This is a genomic window from Cellulomonas soli, from assembly GCF_013409305.1.
Classification (GTDB): Bacteria; Actinomycetota; Actinomycetes; order Actinomycetales; family Cellulomonadaceae; genus Cellulomonas; species Cellulomonas soli.
In genome coordinates, this window is the sequence record NZ_JACBZJ010000001.1 from 1,661,481 (window position 1) to 1,679,618 (window position 18,138).

Below are 18,138 nucleotides of genomic sequence, written 5' to 3' on the forward strand. Positions count from 1 at the left end.
GACGCACGAGGCGCACGCCGACGTCGGCAGGCCTGGTGGTCATGAGGAGTCTGGGTCTCGCCCGCACCGGCGCGGTCACGATCCCGTGGCTCGGAACCGGGACACCGCAGCGGCGTCCCGGAAAGCACGGTAGCAGCGCTCCGCGCGCACGTCGCCCCTGCCCGCGAACCCCCTGGTCGCGGCCGTTCGCCGCGCTACCGTGCCGCCGGTGAGCCCTCATCCGTTCGCCACGCGGTGGAACCACAACAGCCACTACTACCCGCGGATCGCCGCCGCCGTCCCACCGGGGGCCGCCCTCGTCGTTGACGTCGGCTGCGGGGACGGCACCCTGGCCCGGTACCTCGCGCGGGGCGGGACCCCCGTGCTCGGCATCGACCCCGACGCCGACGCGCTGCCGGTCGACGAGGGCAGTGACAGCACAGCGCGGTTCGTCCAGGGCGTCGCCGAGGACCTGCCGCTCGCCGACGCGTCGGTCGACGGGCTGACGATGGTGATGGTGCTGCACCACGTCGACCACGCCCGGGCGCTGGCGGAGGTCCGCCGGGTGCTCCGGCCCGGAGGCGTCGCCGTCGTGCTCGGCTACGGGCGGGTGGGCAGTGCGCTGGACCTGCCGGCCGAGGTGGGGGACCTGCTCGCGCACCGATGGCACGCGCGCGGGAAGACTCCGTGGGAGCCGTCGGTCGCGCTCGCGGACCCTGACCTGACCTGGCGCCAGTCACGTCGCCTGCTGCGGACCGAGCTGCCCGGGGGCACCTACCGACGGGTCCCGATGTGGCGGTACCTGTACACGTGGACGGCACCGCTCTGACTTCGGGGGAGCGGATGCCACGACGACGCCAGGGTTGGGGTCTCAAGGGTTCTCGCGGAGACGTGCGTTCAGCGACTCGATCTCGGCCATGACGTCGGACGCGATCCAGACGCGGTCGCGCTTGGACGTGGTGATCTCACGCACGATCCCCGCGTCCGTCAACCTGTCGATCGCGTCGTAGGCCGTCGAGGGACGTACTGCGCCAGCCATGGCGGCGGCGCGCTCCGCGTCGAAGACGGGGTGCTCGAGGAGCGAGCCCAGGAGCGTGAGGCTCGTGGCGGTCGACCGAGCTCCGAGCTCGTCGCGCCACCGGGCAGGCATCGTCCGCAGCTCGTCCACGCTGGCACGGGCCTCCTCGGCTGCGCGGAGGGTGGCATGCGCGAGGTAGGTGATGAACTCACCCGCGTACCCGTCGCGGTACCCGTTGACGACGTCGAAGTACCTCTGCGTGTCGGCAAGCATCGCGGCGGCGATCGGCACGATCCCGGTGCGTGCGACGCGGCGGCGGCGTAGGACGGCGTGGATGAGGGCGCGTCCGATGCGGCCGTTGCCGTCGGTGAACGGGTGGACCGACTCGAACTGCGCGTGCAGGATCGCCGCCTGGACGAGCGCGGGCATGTCGTCCCGGTCGGCGAACGCGACGAGGTCGTCGACGTAGGCCTGGACCGTGTCGGGGGGTGGGGGGACGTGGACGGCATTGCGAGGCGAGTAGTCCGAGCCGCCGATCCAGTTCTGCACGTCGCGCCACCGACCCGCGTAGCGACCGTCGGTGGGGTCGTCGGCCATGAGCAGGCGATGCGCGTCGAGGATCGCTTCCTCGCTCACCTGCCCGGTGCGTCCTGCGCTCGACACCAGCGCACGCAGGGCGCGGGTCGCCGCGAGGGTCTCGACGGCACCTCGGGGCGCCTTCACCCCGGCGACCGCCTTGGCGAGGTCGTCCATCGAGGCGTTGACCTGCTCGATCCGCGAGGAGGCGACGGACTCGGTCCGGAGCAGGAAGGTGTCGAACGATCCGAGAAGGGCGCCGTGCGTCGCGTCGAGCATGGCGACCTCGACCGTGGCGGCTTCCACGAGCGCGGCGGTCCCGGGGGTCAGGGCGTAGCGCCGCGTTGCGACCAGCGGCGGGAGGGAGGTGGACACCTCCGTGACGAGTCGGTCCTCTTTCGGGCCGCGGACCGTCGACCGCCACGGCTCCACCCGCGTGCCGTGCGCGGGCCAGTCACGGGTCCTCGTCATCTCACGGCTCGATCGAATCAGCGGGGCGCATATTTCGATTCTAGCCACTCAATCGAAATAGCGGACGGCCATGACTGGCGGTCGGGGGTGCCTGGGATCAGGGCCGCACCGTGACGGGCACGGAGTAGCCGACGCAGCTCGCTCCCTGGAGCTCCAGGCAGGCGTCGTAGGCGCTCCCGAGGACGACCACCTGATGGATGCCAGGGGTGGCCGAGGTCGGGACGACGATGCTCGTCGAGAACGCGCCGTCCTCGTCGACGTCCGCGTTGCCGAGGTCCCAGAGGCCACCGCGCTCCTGGTACGAGATCCGGTAGGTGCCCGGCAGGTCCGGCAGCCCGCACGCGACGGGTCCGGCGGAGAGCGTGACGGTGGTCCCGATCCGCACGGTGTCGTCCGACAGCTCCAGCGGCGCCGGCATGCAGGTGTCGCCGGCGGACGTGCAGCCGGGCAGCCAGAGAGCCGTGACGACGACTGCCAGTCCCGCGCCGATGATCCTTCGCCGCACCTGTGCCCCCTCGGCTCGACCACGACCATCCTGGCGCGCGCGGTCGGGCAGGTCCATGCACGCACGTGCCCGGCCGGGCTGGTCGACGGTCAGCCCAGGGTCAGTGTGGTGCGGACCTCCGAGGCCGTGAGCGCGAGCGCGGCGGCCCGGGCCTCGGGCGCGGAACCGGCGGCCAGCGCGGCGTCCGCGATCGCCCGGCACTGCGCGAGGGTGTGCCGGCGCACCGCGTACCGGGCGGCGGGCACGGCGGCCGGGGACATGGACAGGCTCGTGATGCCCAGGCCGGTCAGGACGAGGGCCATGAGCGGGTCTGCGGCCGATTCCCCGCACACGCCGACGGGCTTGCCCAGGTCGACACCGGCCCGCGCGGTCGCGGCGACCAGGTCGAGCACGGCCGGCTGCCAGGGGTCCAGCAGGTCGGCCAGCTCGCCGCGCAGGCGGTCGGTCGCCATCGTGTACTGGGCCAGGTCGTTGGTGCCCAGGGAGACGAAGTCGACCTCGGCGAGGATCTCCCGGGCGCGCAGGGCCGCGGCGGGGACCTCGACCATCACGCCGACCCGGGTGATCCCGGCGGCACGTGCCCGGGTGGCGAAGTCGCGGGCCTCGGCGGGCGTGGCGACCATCGGCGCCATGACCCACAGGTGGTCGCGGTCGGCCTCGTCCAGACCGGCGGCCACGGCACCGAGCGCGGCCAGCTGGGTGCCGAGCAGGTCGGGCAGGGTCCGGACCAGCCGGTAGCCGCGCACGCCGAGGGCGGGGTTCTCCTCGTCGGCCTGGGTCGCGAACGCCAGCGGCTTGTCGGCACCGGCGTCCAGGGTGCGCACGACGACCTTGCGGTCACCGAATGCGCGCAGCACCGAGCCGTACACCTCCGTCTGCTCGGCGAGCGTGGGGGCGGTCTGCCGTCCGAGGAAGAGCACCTCGGTGCGGAACAGGCCCGAGCCGGCGACGGGGGTCGCGGCTGCCCGGTCGGCGTCCGCGGCGGTGCCGATGTTGGCCAGCAGGTCGATGCGGTGACCGTCCGCGGTGGCACCCGGTGCGGTGTCGCGGGCCAGCTCGCGTTCGGCGTCGGCGCGCTGCTGCAGCCGGGCGCGCACGTCGGCCGGCGGGTCGACGAGCACCTGACCGGCAGCGGCGTCCAGGGCGACGACCGTGCCGTCGGGGACCGCGGTGATGCCGGGCGTGCGGACCAGGCAGGGCAGGCCGAGCTGGCCGGCGATGATCGCGGTGTGCCCGGTCGGGCCACCCTCCTCGGTGACCAGCCCGACGACGAACGCCAGGTCGAGCGCCGCGGTGTCGGCCGGGGCCAGGTCCACGCCCGCCACGACGGACGGCACGCTGAGCGCACCCAGCCCGGGCTCGGGCACGCCGAGCAACCGGGCCACGACGCGGTCGCGCACCGAGCGCAGGTCGGTGACGCGCTCGGCCAGGTAGCCGCCTGCCGCGGTGAACATCGCCACGAAGCCCTCGACGGCCTCGGTCACGGCGGTGGCGGGTCCGGTCCCGGCGCGCACCCGGCGGGCCGCCTCGGCAGCGACCGCGGCGTCGCCGGCGATCGCGGCCGTGGCCGTCAGCACCTCGGCGAGCGCGCCCGTCGCGCGGGCGGCCTGGTCGGAGAGTGCGGCCGCGACCTGCGCGAACGCCTCGACGACCTGCTGCGCCGCCGCCTCGGCGTCGTCGGCCGGCGGCTCGTCCGCGGGCGCCTGGTGCGCGGGACGCAGCACGGCCAGCGGCGCGACGACGACGCCACGACCTACACCCAGACCGTGCAGCACGGTCGGCGCGCCCGGGTCGTCGGCGCCGCCGAGGCTCACGACGCGTCCAGGTCGGTGCCCAGCAGAGCGACGAGCTCCTCGAGGGTCTGCTCGGCGGACGGGTCGTCCGCGCTGAGCAGGACCTCCTCGCCGCCCTGCAGGGCCAGGCCCATCACCATGAGCACGCTCGACGCGGTGACCGCGGGCTGCCCGTCCCGCCCGATCAGCACGTCCGTGCCGGTGGCCGCCACCGCCTGCGTGAACTTCGACGCCGGTCGGGCGTGCAGCCCGGTCGTCGTCCCGATCGTGGCTCGTCGTTGAGGCATCCGTTGCTCCGCTCCCGCGTCGTCCGGCCGTCGTCGGCCGGTGACATGAAAAAAGACCTGGGCGTGCACAGCACGCGCCAGGTCTTGCCTGATCGATCTCAGTAACAATCCTCGGGAGGGTTTATACGCCGGACTCCGTGGGTCCGTCAACCCGCGATCTCTCGCCCCGCCGGCGACGACGGCAGCGGCACGGTGTCGGTCGTGCGGCCCGCGCCGGGGGCGTCGTACGGGCCGTCGGGGTCGCCGGCCGGGACGTCGCGGGCCGCCTCGTGGACGGCGGACCCCAGGCCTGCGCAGACACCGTCCGGGCTCGGGAATCGCGTGGCGTGGGCCCAGGATCCGCATGATCCTGCGGAACCTGCGCGCGACGACGTCCTGACGAGGGGGGGCTGGACAAGCCGGGCGGATCTGGTCTACGTTGCCGCTCGGACGCCTAGGGCGCCCCGCAGAGTCTGGGATTGTTACTGTCGTTCAGGCAAAACCCGAGCTCGGTCGAGATGTTCCACGTAGTCGTGGCACATGACCGGGCTTGGGTTTTTTTGTTGCCCGGATGCGGTCGACGTCTTTCTGGACGACGGCGTGACGACATCGATTCGAGGAGGAATCGTGGCCACCGCGAGCAAGTACGACCAGATCGCCGACGACGTCCTGAAGGCCGTCGGCGGCGAGAGCAACGTGAAGTCGGTGACGCACTGCGCGACCCGGCTGAGGTTCCAGCTGAACGACCGGTCCAAGGCCGACAAGGACGCCGTCGAGGCGACCCGCGGGGTCATCACCGTCGTCGAGGCGGGCGGCCAGTTCCAGGTCGTCATCGGCAGCACCGTCGCGAACGTGTACGAGTCGCTGACCAGCCGGGCGTCGGTCACCGCCGAGGGCGGCGCGTCCGGCGGCCTGCTCGCCCGGGCGATCGACCTCATCACCAGCATCTTCACGCCGTTCCTGTGGGTGCTGGCCGGTGCTGGTCTGCTCAAGGCACTGCTGGCCGTCGTCGTCAAGGCTGATCCCGCGTTCGCGACGACGTCGACCTACGCGATCTGGTTCGCCGCGGCCGACGCGCTCTTCCAGTTCCTGCCGATCCTGCTGGCCATCACGTCGGCCAAGCGGTTCAAGGCCAACCAGTTCACCTCGGTGGCCATCGCCGCCGCACTCATCTACTCGGCCACCATCGCGGTGATCCCCAACGCGGAGGGTGCGTCCGTGACGCTGCAGGCCTACGCGTCCGGCGGCCAGCAGCTGACGTTCCTGGGTGTCCCGGTGATCATGGTCAGCTACCTGTCCGCGGTGATCCCGACGATCCTGGCGGTCTACGCGCAGTCCCAGCTCGAGCGGCTGCTGAACAAGGTGTTCCCCGAGGCGCTGCGGAACTTCTTCACCCCGCTGTTCACGCTCGCGATCATCGTGCCCGTCACGTTCCTCGTCATCGGCCCGATCTCCGACTGGGTCGGCAGCGGCCTGTCGAGCGGCGTGAACTGGTTCTGGGGTCTGTCGCCGATCATCGGCGGCGCGATCATGGGTGCGTTCTGGCAGGTCTTCGTGATCTTCGGTGTCCACTGGGGCTTCGTGCCGGTCATGGTCCAGGACCTGTCCACGCAGGGCTACTCGCTGCTCACCGGCCCGCTGTTCGCCGCGGTGCTCGCCCAGGCCGGTGCGATCTTCGCCGTGTTCCTCAAGACCAAGAACCGTGACCTCAAGGGTGTCGCCGGTCCGGCCGCGATCTCCGCGTTCCTCGCCGGCATCACCGAGCCGGGCATCTACGGCGTCACGCTGCGCCTGAAGAAGCCGTTCATCTACGCCTGCATCGGTGGCGCCGTCGGCGGTGCGATCGCGGCATCCGGCGGGTCGGCGGCCGAGGGCTTCGTCCTGCCGGGCGCGATCACGCTCACCTCGACGATGAACATCGGCAACTTCACGCTCCAGCTGGTCGGCACGGGCCTGGCGATCGCCATCGCGTTCGTCCTGACCATGACGCTCGGCTTCAAGGACGTCCCGAACAAGGGCCAGGAGGCGCCCGCTGCCGGTGCCGCCGGTGGTGCGGTCCCGTCCGAGGCGCTCGCGCTCGGCGCCCCCGTCGCCGGCGAGATCGTGCCGCTGTCGGCCGTGCCGGACAAGGTGTTCTCCTCCGGTGCGATGGGCGACGGCCTGGCCGTGATCCCGTCCGAGGGCAAGGCGTACGCCCCGGCCTCCGGCGTCCTCGTCACGGTCATGCCGCACGCGTTCGGCATCCGTACGGACACGGGCCTCGAGGTGCTGGTGCACGTCGGTCTCGACACCGTCGAGCTGGGCGGCAAGTTCTTCACCTCGAAGGTCACGCAGGGCGACCGCGTGGAGTCCGGGCAGCTGCTCACCGAGTTCGACATCGCGGGCATCAAGGCCGCCGGGTTCAACCCGATGACCGTGCTCATCGTGACCAACCGCGGTGCCGCCTCGGCCGTGGTGCCGGTCGCCGAGGGTCAGGTCCGGCCGCAGGAGCTCGTGCTCGACCTGGTCGGCTGAGAGCCCGGGTGCCGGGGGTCGCGCGTCGACGCACCCCCGGCACCCGCCTTGCTGCGGTCAGGAACCGCACCCCCACCGAACGTCAGGAAGGACCCGTCGTGCAGCACACCCAGCCCGCACCGTTCCCCGAGGGATTCCTCTGGGGCGCGTCGACCTCCGGCTACCAGGTGGAGGGCGGGTGGGACGCGGACGGCAAGGGCCGCTCGATCGTCGACGCCCGCACGCAGTTCCCTGCCGGGACGACCGACTACACGGTCGCCTCGGACCACTACCACCACGTCGACGAGGACGTCGCGCTGTTCGCCGAGCTCGGCCTGAAGGCGTACCGGTTCTCGGTCCAGTGGACGCGGATCGTGCCCGACGGCGACGGTGCCGAGAACCCTGACGGCATCGCGTTCTACCACCGGCTCATCGACGGCCTGCTGGCGCACGGCATCACGCCGGTCCTGACGATGTACCACTTCGACCTGCCGCAGGCGCTCGCCGAGAAGGGCGGCTGGGGCTCACGCGCCACGATCGACGCGTTCGTGCGCTTCGCCGAGATCCTCTACCGCGAGTTCGGCGCGAAGGTGCCGTACTGGTTGACCATCAACGAGCAGAACATGATGGTGCTGTTCGGCGGGACGCTCGGGATCATCGACGGCCCCGACAACGCGGACGTGAACGTCTACCAGAAGAACCACCACATGCTCGTGGCGCAGGCCCGGGCCATGGAGTTGCTGCACCGGACCGTGCCGACCGCGAAGATCGGCCCCGCGCCGAACATCGCGTACGTGTACGCCGAGAGCTGCCGGCCCGAGGACGTGCTGGCGGCCGACGACTTCAACGCGGTGCGCAACTGGCTGTACCTCGACGCCGCCGTGCACGGTCGGTACAACGCGACCGCCTGGGCGTACCTGGAGGCCAAGGGCCTCACCCCGACGATCGAACCGGGCGACCTGGAGGTCATGGCCGCCGCGCACCCCGACTTCCTCGCGTTCAACTACTACGCGACCCACACCGCCGCGGCGCCGCTCGAGGGCGACGACGTGCCGATCGAGGGCGGTGACCAGCACATCTCGTTCGGTGAGCCCGGCTACTACCGGGCGGTCGCCAACCCGCACCTGCCGAAGAACGCGTTCGGCTGGGAGATCGACCCGATCGGCTTCCGGATGACGTTCCGCGCGATCTACGACCGGTACCACCTGCCGCTGCTGGTCACCGAGAACGGGCTGGGCGCGTTCGACGTGCTCGAGGCCGACGGCACCGTGCACGACGACTACCGCATCGACTACCTGCGCGACCACATCGCGCAGATCCAGCAGGCGATCAGCGACGGCGTCGACGTGCTCGGGTACTGCCCGTGGTCCGCGATCGACCTCGTCTCGACCCACCAGGGCATCGCCAAGCGGTACGGGCTCGTCTACGTCAACCGCGACGACGACGACCTCAAGGACCTCGCCCGGTACCGCAAGGACAGCTTCGCCTGGTACCAGAAGCTCATCGCGGGCAACGCCCTGCCGGACTGACCAGGGCACGACGAGACGCAACGCTCCCCGCCAGACGCCCGCCGTGCGGCGCGTCGGGCGGGGAGCAGTCATCATCGAAGGCGCCGGCTGCGAAGGAGGAGCGGCACACATGAAGGTCCTCAAGGTCTTCAACAACTCGGTGGTGCTGGGGGTCGACGACACCGGCACCGAGCTCGTCCTGCTCGGACGCGGCGTCGGGTTCCAGGCCAAGCCGGGCGACCCCGTCGACCCGGCCCTGGTCGAGCGCACGTTCGTGCCCGACCGCTCGACGACCGCCGAACGCATCGCCGCGTTCGTGCAGGAGATCCCGCGGGCCGACATCGAGGTCACCGAGGAGATCGTCACGGCCGCCCGTCAACGTCTCGGCGACCACGTCACCGACCACGTGCTCGTGCCGCTGGCCGACCACGTGAGCTTCGCGCTGCGTCGCGTGCGCGAGGGCGCCACCGAGATCGACTACCCGCTGCGCTGGGAGGTCGAGAACCTGTACCCGAACGAGGTCGCGTTCAGCCGCGAGGCCGTCGGGATCATCGAGCGGCGGACCGGGGTGCGGCTGCCCGAGAGCGAGGCCGTGCCGCTCGCGCTGCACTTCGTCAACGCCCAGTTCGGCTCGGCGGCGGACATCGAGGTGACCGTCGGGATGACCGAGGTGCTCACGCAGGCGCTGGCGATCATCTGCGAGGAGTACGACGTCGTGATCGACGAGAGGTCGGTCGTGGTCGCCCGATTCGTCACGCACCTGCGCTACCTGTTCCGCCGCGAACAGCTCGGTCGTCAGCTGCCGTCCATCGCCGACGGTCTGCACGACGCGGTGCGCTCGGCCCAGCCGCGCGAGTACGCGTGCGGCGAGCGCATCGCCGACCTGCTCGCGCAACGGTTCGGCTGGGAGGTCGGCCCGGAGGAGGTCGTCTACCTCACGCTGCACGTCGCACGGCTGACGGCGTCCGCGATGGCTGCGGCGGGGGGCCGGACCGATGGCTGAGCCGGGCACGGAGGCGGGTGGCGACGCCAGCGCGCTCGCGGACCGCGTGCTGGAGCTGGTGGGCGGGCCCGGCAACGTCGAGCGGCTGACGCACTGCTGGGCGCGGGTGCGCCTCGTGCTGCACGACGACGCGGCGGCGGACGACGACGCCGTGGCCGCGCTGCCCGGCGTGATCATGGTGGTGCGCCAGGGCGGTCAGCTGCAGGTGGCGCTGAAGGGCGGGCCGCTCGCCGTGCACGCGGTGCTCGCGCAGCGGCTGCGCGACGCGGGCGCGCCGACCTGAGCCCGCACGACCCGGCGGCGTCGGCGACTCACAGACGTCCGGGTCGCTCCCGCCAGATCGCGGCGCTCGCCAGCAGCACGGCGGCGACCTCGGTGATCGCCGAGGTCCACTCCGGCACGCCCTGCCAGCGCGAGTGCACACCGAACAGCCCGGACGCGCTCGTGGCCACGACGAACGCCCCGAACGTCGCCAGGCCGAAGCCGATCGAGCCGAGCAGCGGCCAGATCGCCGTCCACATGAGCAGCAGCACGGCCAGCAGCAGGCCGCCGACTCCGTTGACCAGGAACGCGGGTCCGACGATGTCGACGTTGCGCATGCCGTCCTGCCACAGGTACAGGTGGACGGCCCCCGAGGTCGCGACGCAGAGCGCGGTGAGGGTGCGCAGCACCCAGGCGACGTGGGCGTGCGGCAGGCCGGCGGCCGTCCCGGCGTCGGGCCCGGCGTGCGGGTCGGCGCTCACGCGGCGCCCTCCAGCACGGCCCCCTCGGAGACGTGCACGTCGAACGCCGGCAGCGGCTTCGGTGCGGGCCCGGAGACGTTGGCGCCCTCGAGCGTGAACACCGAGCCGTGGCACGGGCATGCGAGCTGGTCGCCGTCCACGGCGACCGTGCACCCCTGGTGCGTGCACACGGCCGACAGCGCGACCACCGTGCCCGCGCTGGGCTGCACGAGGATGATCGGGCTGCCGTCCGTCGCCGTCGCCGACAGGGCTCCGCCGACCGGGATGTCCGCGACCTGGGCGAGCGCGCCGGACGCATCCGGGGTCGCGACCGTGCCGTCGCCTGAGCCGCTCGAGCCGGTGGACCCGCCGCACGCGGCGAGCACCCCGACCGCGGCGACGCTCATCGTCGCCATGCCGCCGCGCACGAGCACGTCGCGTCGGCTCAGGCAGCCCGCGCAGGGCTCGTGCGTCTCCACGGTCGTCCGGGACATGTCCACCTCCGAGTAGGCCCGCCGTGCGCCGGCCATGAACCAGCCGTGCAGATCAGACGCTAGACCTTGGTCCCTTGCGCGTCCTGGCAGCAGCCTGCCTATCACCTGGGAATTCGCTGAGTGCGGTGCGTCGCCGACCCGCTCCGGCGACCTACGCTGGCGGGATGGAGACCGACGCGCGCGCCGTCGCGCCGTGGCGCGTGGTCGTCCTCGCGGTGACGGCCGTGGCCGCGGTGCTCGTCGGTGTCCGGTTCACCGGGGCCGCCCTGCCCAGCCTGCTGCGCGACCCCGGAGCGTTCGTGCGCTGGGGCCTGCCGGTGTCCGCCACGCTGACCGAGCTCGCCGGGGCGCTGACCCTCGGCGCGCTCGTGCTGGCCGTCTGCGTGCTCCCGCGCCGCACCGGGACGGCACCGCGCGGCCCCGGTCCCGTCGCCGACGGGGGCGCCTACCCGCGCGCGGCCGTCCTGGCCGGCGCCGCCGGGATCGCCTGGACGCTCCTGTCCGTCCTGCACCTCGTGCTCACCTACGCCTCGGTCGCAGGTCGGCCGCTCGACTCCCCGACGTTCGGCGACGAGCTCGGCCTGTTCGTCACGCAGGTCGAGCTGGGTCGCACGCTGCTGGCGATCACCGCCGCCGCCGCGGTCGCGACCACCCTGGCGTTCGTCGTCGCGACGCCGACCGGTGCCGCGTGGACCGCGGCACTCGTGCTCGTCGCACTGTGGCAGCAGGGCCAGACGGGCCACGCCGCCGGGGCCGCGGGGCACGACCTCGCGACGTCGTCGATGGTGCTGCACCTGGTGTCCGTGGCGATCTGGGTCGGTGCGCTCGCCGCGCTCGCGCTGCTCGTCGGCCGGCTCGGCACGGACCTGTCGGCGTCGGTCGCGCGGTACTCCGTCATCGCCGGGTGGTGCTTCGTCGGCGTCGGCGTCTCCGGCGTCGTCAACGGCGTGCTGCGCCTGGGCGGCTGGGACGGCCTGACGACCCGGTACGGCGTGCTGCTGCTCACGAAGGTCGCGCTGTTCGGGGTCCTCGGCCTGCTCGGGCTGTGGCACCGGCGTGCCGTCGTGCCGCGCCTGGCCGGCGGGGCGGCGACGGGTGCCGCGGGAGCGGCCGTGCGTCGCGCCGGCGGGGCGCTGTTCTGGCGGCTCGTGCTGGTCGAGCTGGCCGTCATGGGAGCCGTGTCCGGTGTCGCCGTGGCCCTCGGCTCGACCGCGCCGCCCGTGCCCGACGACGTCCCGCTCGACCAGAGCCCCGCTTACCAGATCACCGGCCACCCGCTGCCGCCCGAGCCGACGTTCCTGCGCTGGTTCACGGAATGGAAGTGGGACCTGCTGATGGCTTCGGCGGCCGTCGCCGGCATGGTCGTCTACGTCCGCTGGGTGCGCCGGCTGCGCCGCCGCGGCGACACGTGGCCCTGGCTGCGGACCGCCTCGGCGCTGACCGGGCTGGCCGTCTTCTTCTGGACGACGTCCGGCGGGCCGGCGCTGTACGGGCATGTGCTGTTCAGCGCACACATGGTGCAGCACATGGTGCTCGCGATGGTCGTGCCGATCTTCATCGCGCTGTCCGCACCCGTCACGCTCGCGCTGCGGGCCCTGCCGGTGCGGTCGACCCGCCTGCGCGGGGACGTCTCACGCGGGCCCCGCGAGTGGATCCTCACGATCGTGCACAGCCACGTCGGGGCGTTCCTCGCGCACCCGCTCGTCGCGGCGGTCAACTTCGCCGGGTCGATGGTCCTCTTCTACTACACCGACTTCTTCGAGTGGTCGCTGCGCAGCCCCGTCGGGCACCTGGCGATGATCGTGCACTTCTCGGCCGCCGGGTACCTGTTCGCGAACGCCCTCGTCGGCATCGACCCCGGCCCCACGCGCCTCGGGTACCCGCAACGCCTGCTGCTGCTGTTCGCGACCATGGCGTTCCACGCGTTCTTCGGCGTCGCGCTGGTCGGCGGCGAGGCGCTGCTGGTGGCCGACTGGTTCGGTCTGATGGGCCGCCCGTGGGGCGCCTCGGCGATCGACGACCAGCACACCGGCGGCGCCATCACCTGGGGCATCGGCGAGCTGCCGACCCTCGCGCTGGCCATCGGCGTGGCCTTCGCCTGGTCGCGTGAGGACGAGCGCACGGCCCGGCGGCGCGACCGCAAGGTCGACCGGGACGGGGACGTCGAGATGGACGAGTACAACGCGATGCTTGCCCGCATGGCCGAGCAGGACGACCGGAGCTGATCCGGCCGGACGTCGGTGGTCGGGCATAGCGTGCCGGCGTCCGGACCTGCCGGACGACCGATCGGAAGGACCGCGCATGTCAGCCGTCACCCGGACGTCGACGCCGTACAGCTACTCGTCGGCGGTCGCCGCCGGCGGCCTCGTCTTCCTCGGCCTGCACCGCGGGTTCGGGGACGACTTCGCCACGCAGCTCGCGGGCGCGCTCGACGGGATCGGGGACACGCTCGAGCCCTACGGGCTGCACCTGCACGACCTGGTCAAGGTGCACGTCTGGCTGCGGGACATCGCCGACCTGCCCGCCATGGAGCAGGGGTTCGTCGGGCGTTTCCCGCCCGACGGCTACCCCGCGAGGATGACCGCCACCACCCAGTTCATCGACGACGACTGCCGGGTGATGATCGAGGGCACGGCCTACCGCGGCGGCTGAGAGACCCCGGCCGTAGGGGTTCGCGCCACCCACGGGCTGTGCGACGAGCGGCTCCGCGGCCTGGCGTAACCTACGCGCGGGTGGTCCGATTGGGGACCCCAAATCAAGGAGGCTAGGTGGCCCTGCACGTCGACACGTCGGGTCTGCGCCCGATGGCGACGCAGCTGGACGGCCTGTCGGGCAGCCAGGATGGGTGACCGCCTGGTCGGTGCGGTCGGGACGCTCCTGGTCCTCAGCGGTGGGCTCGTGCTCTCCGGCTGCGGTTCACAGGGGGGTGGTGAACTGGTCGTGACCTACGCGGCTGCGGACGGATCGAGTCAGAGTGTCACTGTCCCGGTCGAGGAACCGCGGTGCACCGTCCTCGCGGGGACGTCGCTGCTGCGGGCTCCGAGTGGCGATGCCGTCATCACGGCCATGCCGGTCCACGGTTCGCCGGAGAAGTGGACGCTCTCGGTTGCGATCGGCGACGGGATGACCTTCGTCTCCGACGGGTCGTTCGACGCAGACGAGAGCGGCTTCACCGTGGACGAGCTGTCCGGGGTCGTCACGGCGACGGAGTCCGACGGCACGACCACCGGGATCTCGGCGGACGCGCACGTGTCCGGGCGGTTCGAGTGCTGAGCGGCGAGGAGCCCGCCGCTTCTGGCCCGAGCAGCACCAAGGCCGTCGCGGTCGGCGTGATCGCTCTGGTCGCACTGGTGCTCAACCTCGTCGGCGGGTACTGGATCCCTGCCGCGATGTGCGTACTGCTTCTGGCCGCGGTCGTGACGTTCCTCTGGGGCCCGACGCTGGTCGGCGATCCCGGGCCGGGCCGCACGCGGGCGCGCCGGAGCGCGGCGGTGGGCGGCGCGGTCATCCTCCTGCTCACGCTCGGCTCGATCGTGGCGCACCTGGGCGCCGGGAGGTGGTAGGACGGACCGGTGACCGATGCGCCTGCCACCCCGCCGTCCGACACCCCGACCTCCGCCGGCACCGAGCCGACCACCCCGTTCGCCTCGCTCGACGCGTACCTCGCTCTGCCGCGCCTGTCCGGCCTGCGCCTGTCGCCCGACGGCACCCGCCTGGTGACCGTCGTCTCCACGCTCGACGAGAAGGCCACGGCCTACCGTTCGGCCCTCTGGGAGGTCGACCCGGCGGGGGAGCGTGCCGCACGGCGGCTGACCCGGTCGGTCAAGGGCGAGTCCGGTGCCGCGTTCACCTCGACCGGTGACCTGCTGTTCACCTCGGGTCGTCCGGACCCGGAGGCGAAGGACGGTGAGGAGGCGGACGTCCCGACGGTGTGGCGGCTGCCCGTCGACGGCTCCGAGGCGCGGGTGGTCGCCCGGCGCAACGGCGGGCTGGGCATCGCGGCGGTCGCGCGCGACGTGCCGACCGTGCTGCTCGGGTCGGACGTGCACCGGCACGCCAAGGACCTCGCGGACGACGAGCGGCTGCTCAAGCTGCGCAAGGACAGCAAGGTCGCCGCGATCCTGCACGACGCGTACCCGGTGCGGTTCTGGGACCACGACCTCGGCCCGGCGCAGCCGCACCTGCTGGCCGCGGACCTCACCTCGGTCGTCGCGCACGAGCCGGTCGCGGGGTCGCCCGAGCCGCGCGTCGAGCTCACGGACGTGACACCGGAGCCGGGGTCGGCGCTGTTCGAGCAGCATGCGGACCTGACGCCCGACGGACGCACCGTGGTGACCGGCTGGACGCTTCCGCAGGCCAGGGGTGCCGAGCGTGCCCGCCTCGAGGCGATCGACGTGGCGTCGGGGGGGCGCCGGGTGCTCGTCGACGACCCGGACGCCGGCCTGTGGGGACCGGCCGTCTCGCCCGACGGCACGCTCGTCGCGTACGGGCGCGAGACGATCTCGACGCCGCACGAGGCACCGCGCGTCGAGCTGTGGGTCGTCGGCCTCGACGGCAGCGGGGCGCGTCGGCTCGGCGCCGACTGGGACCGCTGGCCGGGGAGCATCGTGTGGCTGCCCGACTCCGCCGCGCTGCTCGTGCAGGCCGACGACGACGGGCGCGGCCCGCTGTTCCGCGTCGACATCGCCACCGGTGCCGTGGCCCGGGTCACGGCGGACGACGCGCTGTTCACCGACGTCGTCGTCAGCCCCGACGGGTCGACGGCCTACGCGCTGCGCGCCTCGTACACCGCGCCTGCGCACCCCGTGCGGATCGACCTGGCCGCCGCGCTCGCCACAGGGATCCCGGTGAGCGCCGTCGCGCTGCGGGCGCCCGCCCCGCTGCCCGCCCTGCCGGGCCGCCTGGAGGAGGTCGAGACGACGGTCGCCGACGGCTCGCGGGTCCGCGCGTGGCTCGCGGTGCCCGAGGGTGCCGGTCCGGACGCGCCCGCGCCGCTGCTGCTGTGGATCCACGGCGGACCGCTCGGCTCGTGGAACGCCTGGTCGTGGCGGTGGAACCCGTGGCTGCTGGTCGCGCAGGGCTACGCGGTGCTGCTTCCGGACCCGGCGCTGTCGACCGGGTACGGGCAGGAGTTCATCCAGCGCGGCTGGGGTGCCTGGGGTGACGCGCCGTTCACGGACCTCATGGCCATCACCGACGTGGCGCAGGCCCGGGCCGACGTCGACGAGACCCGCACGGCCGCGATGGGCGGCTCGTTCGGCGGGTACATGGCCAACTGGGTCGCCGGGCACACCGACCGGTTCCGCGCGATCGTCACGCACGCGAGCCTGTGGGCCCTCGACCAGTTCGGGCCGACCACCGACGCCGCGTACTACTGGGGCCGGGAGATGACCGAGGAGATGGCGCTGGCCAACTCCCCGCACATGTTCGTCGAGGACATCGTCACGCCGATGCTCGTGGTGCACGGCGACAAGGACTACCGGGTGCCGATCGGCGAGGGCCTGCGGCTCTGGTACGAGCTCGTCTCCCGCTCGGGCCTGCCGGCCGACGACGAGGGTCGCACCGACCACCGGTTCCTGTACTTCCCGGACGAGAACCACTGGGTGCTCACGCCGCAGCACGCGAAGGTCTGGTACCTGACCGTGCAGGCGTTCCTGGCCCGGCACGTGCTCGGCCGCGACGACGTCGCCTACCCGGAGGTGCTCGGCTGATGGCGCGCGGGTTCGTGCACCTCAACGGGGTGACGTACGAGCTGGCCGGCGCGGTCGACGAGTCGTTCGTGGGGCAGGTGGCACGGCGGCTGAACGGCGGGCTGCGCTCCACGGACGACGCCGTGACGGGCGGCACGCCCTACCAGTCGTACGACGTGCTGCTCGACGGCCGGAGCGTCGCGATGACGATCCGGCTCGACCGGCTGTGGTCCGCGGCGGCGTGGCTGGAGGAGGACGGGACCGCCTGAGGTCACACGCCCAGCGGGCCGCGCACGATCGAGTCGCCCGAGTGCGCCGGGTCGCCGTCGAACCGTTCTTCGGAGACGTCCACCACGGAGAACTCGGCGAGGTCGAGCCCGTCCGGCAGGTCGAACCGACCGGACGTGCCCTCCAGGGTCCCGACGCTGATCAGGCCGCTGACGTCAGGCGTGAGCAGCCACACCTCACGGAACCCGTCGGCGGACGGCTCGGTGTCGCCGAGGTCGACGACGAGCACGCGCGCGCCGTCCGAGGTCGTCTCGACCTCCGCGGTACCGCTCGCGTCCCACCCGGGCAACGGCTCGAGGGTCGCGGTGGCGATGACCGTCGGTGCGTCCTCGCCGCGGAGCACCACCCACGCGCCGGTGCCTCCGATCAGCACACCGGCCGCGGCGGCCCCGGCGACCCAGGCCCACGGGCGGCCCCCGCCGGTGGGCCTGCGCCGTCGCGCGTCCAGCGAGGCGACCGGCGGCGCGGGCTCGTCGGTCGTGCGCTCGCCGGTGCGGGTCAGGCCGAGCTCGTCGGTGATCCGCTCCCACACCACGTCAGGAGGTGCCACGAGGACGTCCGGCCCGGCGTCGCGCGCCAGGCCGACGACCTCGCGCAGCCCGTCGAGCTCCTGCGTGCACCGCGGGCAGGAGGCGACGTGCGCGCGCTCGGTCTGCGTGCCGGCGGGCTCGCCGAGGGCGAGCAGCGCCAAGGTCTCCTCGTCCACGTGCGACTCATCGAACGGCACCGTCCACCTCCCATCGGGTCCGCAGCCGGGCGAGGCTGCGCCGCACGTGGCTCTTCACGGTGCCGAGCGGCAGCCCGAGCCGGGCGGCGATCTGGTCGTGCGTGAGGTCCTCGTAGAACGCCAGGCGCAGGATCGTGCGCTGCGGGTCGCCGAGCCGGTCGAGCTCGTCGGTCACCACCACCTGCTCCACCACACGATCGTCCACCGCGCCGCCGGGCGTGGACGTGTCCGGCCCGGGCGGCGCGTCGAGCGTGGCGGCCTGCTGCGTGCGGCGCTCACGGGTGCGCCGCTCGTGCGCGTCGGCGACGGCGTGCCGGGTGATGCCGAGCAACCAGGCGGGCAGCCGGGATCGCGTGGGGTCGAACCGGTGCCGTGAGCGCCAGGCGTCCGTGAAGACCTGCTGCGTGACGTCCTCGGCGTCGGACCTCGACCCCAGCGAGCGCAGCGCGACGGTGTGCACGAGCGCTCCCCACCGGCGGTACGCCTCGGCGACGGCTGCCTCGTCGCCGGCCGCGAACGCCGCGCCGAGCTCCTCCACACCGTCGCCGTCGCGGTCCGGTTCGCGACCCTCGTCGCCGCCGCGCGCGAGGAGAGGTGGGCTCACG

Annotated in this window: 19 protein-coding genes; 11 read left to right on the forward strand and 8 right to left on the reverse strand. The window is 72.9% G+C overall.

Annotated features, from left to right (window positions below):
- Positions 1-208 precede the first annotated feature (208 nt).
- Positions 209-808 (forward strand): class I SAM-dependent methyltransferase, encoded by a 600-nt coding sequence (locus BKA22_RS07735; RefSeq protein ID WP_179561688.1) that lies wholly within the window; start codon positions 209-211, stop codon positions 806-808.
- A gap of 42 nt (positions 809-850) precedes the next feature.
- Here the strand turns inward: BKA22_RS07735 and BKA22_RS07740 are convergent, their stop codons facing one another.
- From BKA22_RS07740 to BKA22_RS07755, 4 genes are all read right to left on the reverse strand, one after another.
- Positions 851-2,044: a Fic family protein gene (locus tag BKA22_RS07740; protein ID WP_146954589.1), complete on the reverse strand. Its 1,194-nt coding sequence runs from the start codon at positions 2,042-2,044 to the stop codon at positions 851-853.
- A gap of 97 nt (positions 2,045-2,141) precedes the next feature.
- Entirely contained in the window at positions 2,142-2,549 is a 408-nt protein-coding gene (locus BKA22_RS07745; RefSeq protein ID WP_146954588.1) for a hypothetical protein, read from the reverse strand.
- Between the two features lie 89 nt (positions 2,550-2,638).
- Positions 2,639-4,363 carry a putative PEP-binding protein gene (locus BKA22_RS07750; RefSeq protein WP_223203741.1) on the reverse strand — a complete coding sequence of 575 codons (1,725 nt, stop codon included), beginning with the start codon at positions 4,361-4,363 and terminating at the stop codon, positions 2,639-2,641.
- Complete coding sequence (locus BKA22_RS07755) at positions 4,360-4,629, reverse strand: HPr family phosphocarrier protein (protein WP_146954587.1); 270 nt, start codon at positions 4,627-4,629, stop codon at positions 4,360-4,362. Before BKA22_RS07755 ends, BKA22_RS07750 begins: the two co-directional genes overlap by 4 nt.
- A 606-nt stretch (positions 4,630-5,235) precedes the next feature.
- Between BKA22_RS07755 and BKA22_RS07760 the strand changes: the two genes are divergently transcribed.
- From BKA22_RS07760 to BKA22_RS07775, 4 genes are all read left to right on the forward strand, one after another.
- Positions 5,236-7,122, forward strand: a complete 1,887-nt coding sequence (locus BKA22_RS07760) for a beta-glucoside-specific PTS transporter subunit IIABC (protein WP_146954586.1) — start codon at positions 5,236-5,238, stop codon at positions 7,120-7,122.
- 98 nt (positions 7,123-7,220) lie between these two features.
- Positions 7,221-8,630 (forward strand): glycoside hydrolase family 1 protein, encoded by a 1,410-nt coding sequence (locus BKA22_RS07765; RefSeq protein ID WP_146954585.1) that lies wholly within the window; start codon positions 7,221-7,223, stop codon positions 8,628-8,630.
- A gap of 109 nt (positions 8,631-8,739) precedes the next feature.
- A complete protein-coding gene (locus BKA22_RS07770) occupies positions 8,740-9,612 on the forward strand; it encodes a PRD domain-containing protein (protein ID WP_146954584.1) in 873 nt (290 codons plus the stop codon).
- Entirely contained in the window at positions 9,605-9,895 is a 291-nt protein-coding gene (locus BKA22_RS07775) for a PTS transporter subunit EIIB (protein ID WP_146954583.1), read from the forward strand. Before BKA22_RS07770 ends, BKA22_RS07775 begins: the two co-directional genes overlap by 8 nt.
- Before the next feature lie 28 nt (positions 9,896-9,923).
- Here BKA22_RS07775 and BKA22_RS07780 read toward each other — a convergent pair whose 3' ends face one another.
- Complete coding sequence (locus BKA22_RS07780) at positions 9,924-10,355, reverse strand: hypothetical protein (RefSeq protein ID WP_223203740.1); 432 nt, start codon at positions 10,353-10,355, stop codon at positions 9,924-9,926.
- Positions 10,352-10,828 (reverse strand): QcrA and Rieske domain-containing protein, encoded by a 477-nt coding sequence (locus BKA22_RS07785; protein WP_146954582.1) that lies wholly within the window; start codon positions 10,826-10,828, stop codon positions 10,352-10,354. The genes BKA22_RS07780 and BKA22_RS07785 overlap by 4 nt, the downstream gene beginning before the upstream one ends.
- 164 nt (positions 10,829-10,992) lie before the next feature.
- Here BKA22_RS07785 and BKA22_RS07790 point away from each other — a divergent pair, with 164 nt between their 5' ends.
- The 6 genes from BKA22_RS07790 to BKA22_RS07815 all read left to right on the forward strand — a co-directional run bounded on the left by BKA22_RS07790 (position 10,993) and on the right by BKA22_RS07815 (position 16,787).
- Positions 10,993-13,053: a bifunctional copper resistance protein CopD/cytochrome c oxidase assembly protein gene (locus BKA22_RS07790; protein WP_146954581.1), complete on the forward strand. Its 2,061-nt coding sequence runs from the start codon at positions 10,993-10,995 to the stop codon at positions 13,051-13,053.
- A gap of 76 nt (positions 13,054-13,129) precedes the next feature.
- Positions 13,130-13,480: a RidA family protein gene (locus tag BKA22_RS07795; RefSeq protein ID WP_146954580.1), complete on the forward strand. Its 351-nt coding sequence runs from the start codon at positions 13,130-13,132 to the stop codon at positions 13,478-13,480.
- A gap of 414 nt (positions 13,481-13,894) precedes the next feature.
- Complete coding sequence (locus BKA22_RS07800; protein ID WP_146954579.1) at positions 13,895-14,101, forward strand: hypothetical protein; 207 nt, start codon at positions 13,895-13,897, stop codon at positions 14,099-14,101.
- Positions 14,095-14,391 carry a hypothetical protein gene (locus BKA22_RS07805; RefSeq protein ID WP_146954578.1) on the forward strand — a complete coding sequence of 99 codons (297 nt, stop codon included), beginning with the start codon at positions 14,095-14,097 and terminating at the stop codon, positions 14,389-14,391. The genes BKA22_RS07800 and BKA22_RS07805 overlap by 7 nt, the downstream gene beginning before the upstream one ends.
- 9 nt (positions 14,392-14,400) lie before the next feature.
- Positions 14,401-16,539, forward strand: coding sequence for a S9 family peptidase (locus tag BKA22_RS07810; protein WP_146954577.1), 2,139 nt, complete (start codon positions 14,401-14,403; stop codon positions 16,537-16,539).
- A complete protein-coding gene (locus tag BKA22_RS07815) occupies positions 16,539-16,787 on the forward strand; it encodes a hypothetical protein (RefSeq protein WP_146954576.1) in 249 nt (82 codons plus the stop codon). The genes BKA22_RS07810 and BKA22_RS07815 overlap by 1 nt, the downstream gene beginning before the upstream one ends.
- Positions 16,788-16,789: 2 nt before the next feature.
- Here BKA22_RS07815 and BKA22_RS07820 read toward each other — a convergent pair whose 3' ends face one another.
- On the reverse strand, positions 16,790-17,512 hold the full coding sequence (locus BKA22_RS07820; protein WP_223203739.1) for an anti-sigma factor: 723 nt from the start codon (positions 17,510-17,512) through the stop codon (positions 16,790-16,792).
- Positions 17,513-17,519: 7 nt separating this feature from the next.
- Positions 17,520-18,137, reverse strand: a complete 618-nt coding sequence (locus BKA22_RS07825; RefSeq protein ID WP_223203738.1) for an RNA polymerase sigma factor — start codon at positions 18,135-18,137, stop codon at positions 17,520-17,522.
- Between the last annotated feature and the right edge of the window lies 1 nt (position 18,138).

Bases quoted from the DNA above. Each gene is read 5' to 3' on its own strand.
- BKA22_RS07740 (WP_146954589.1), bottom strand. From the start codon at position 2,044: ATGACGAGGACCCGTGACTGGCCCGCGCACGGCACGCGGGTGGAGCCG.
- BKA22_RS07755 (WP_146954587.1), bottom strand. From the start codon at position 4,629: ATGCCTCAACGACGAGCCACGATCGGGACGACGACCGGGCTGCACGCC.
- BKA22_RS07815 (WP_146954576.1), top strand. From the start codon at position 16,539: ATGGCGCGCGGGTTCGTGCACCTCAACGGGGTGACGTACGAGCTGGCC.
- BKA22_RS07800 (WP_146954579.1), top strand. From the start codon at position 13,895: ATGCCGGTCCACGGTTCGCCGGAGAAGTGGACGCTCTCGGTTGCGATC.
- BKA22_RS07795 (WP_146954580.1), top strand. From the start codon at position 13,130: ATGTCAGCCGTCACCCGGACGTCGACGCCGTACAGCTACTCGTCGGCG.
- BKA22_RS07785 (WP_146954582.1), bottom strand. From the start codon at position 10,828: ATGTCCCGGACGACCGTGGAGACGCACGAGCCCTGCGCGGGCTGCCTG.
- BKA22_RS07775 (WP_146954583.1), top strand. From the start codon at position 9,605: ATGGCTGAGCCGGGCACGGAGGCGGGTGGCGACGCCAGCGCGCTCGCG.
- BKA22_RS07790 (WP_146954581.1), top strand. From the start codon at position 10,993: ATGGAGACCGACGCGCGCGCCGTCGCGCCGTGGCGCGTGGTCGTCCTC.
- BKA22_RS07770 (WP_146954584.1), top strand. From the start codon at position 8,740: ATGAAGGTCCTCAAGGTCTTCAACAACTCGGTGGTGCTGGGGGTCGAC.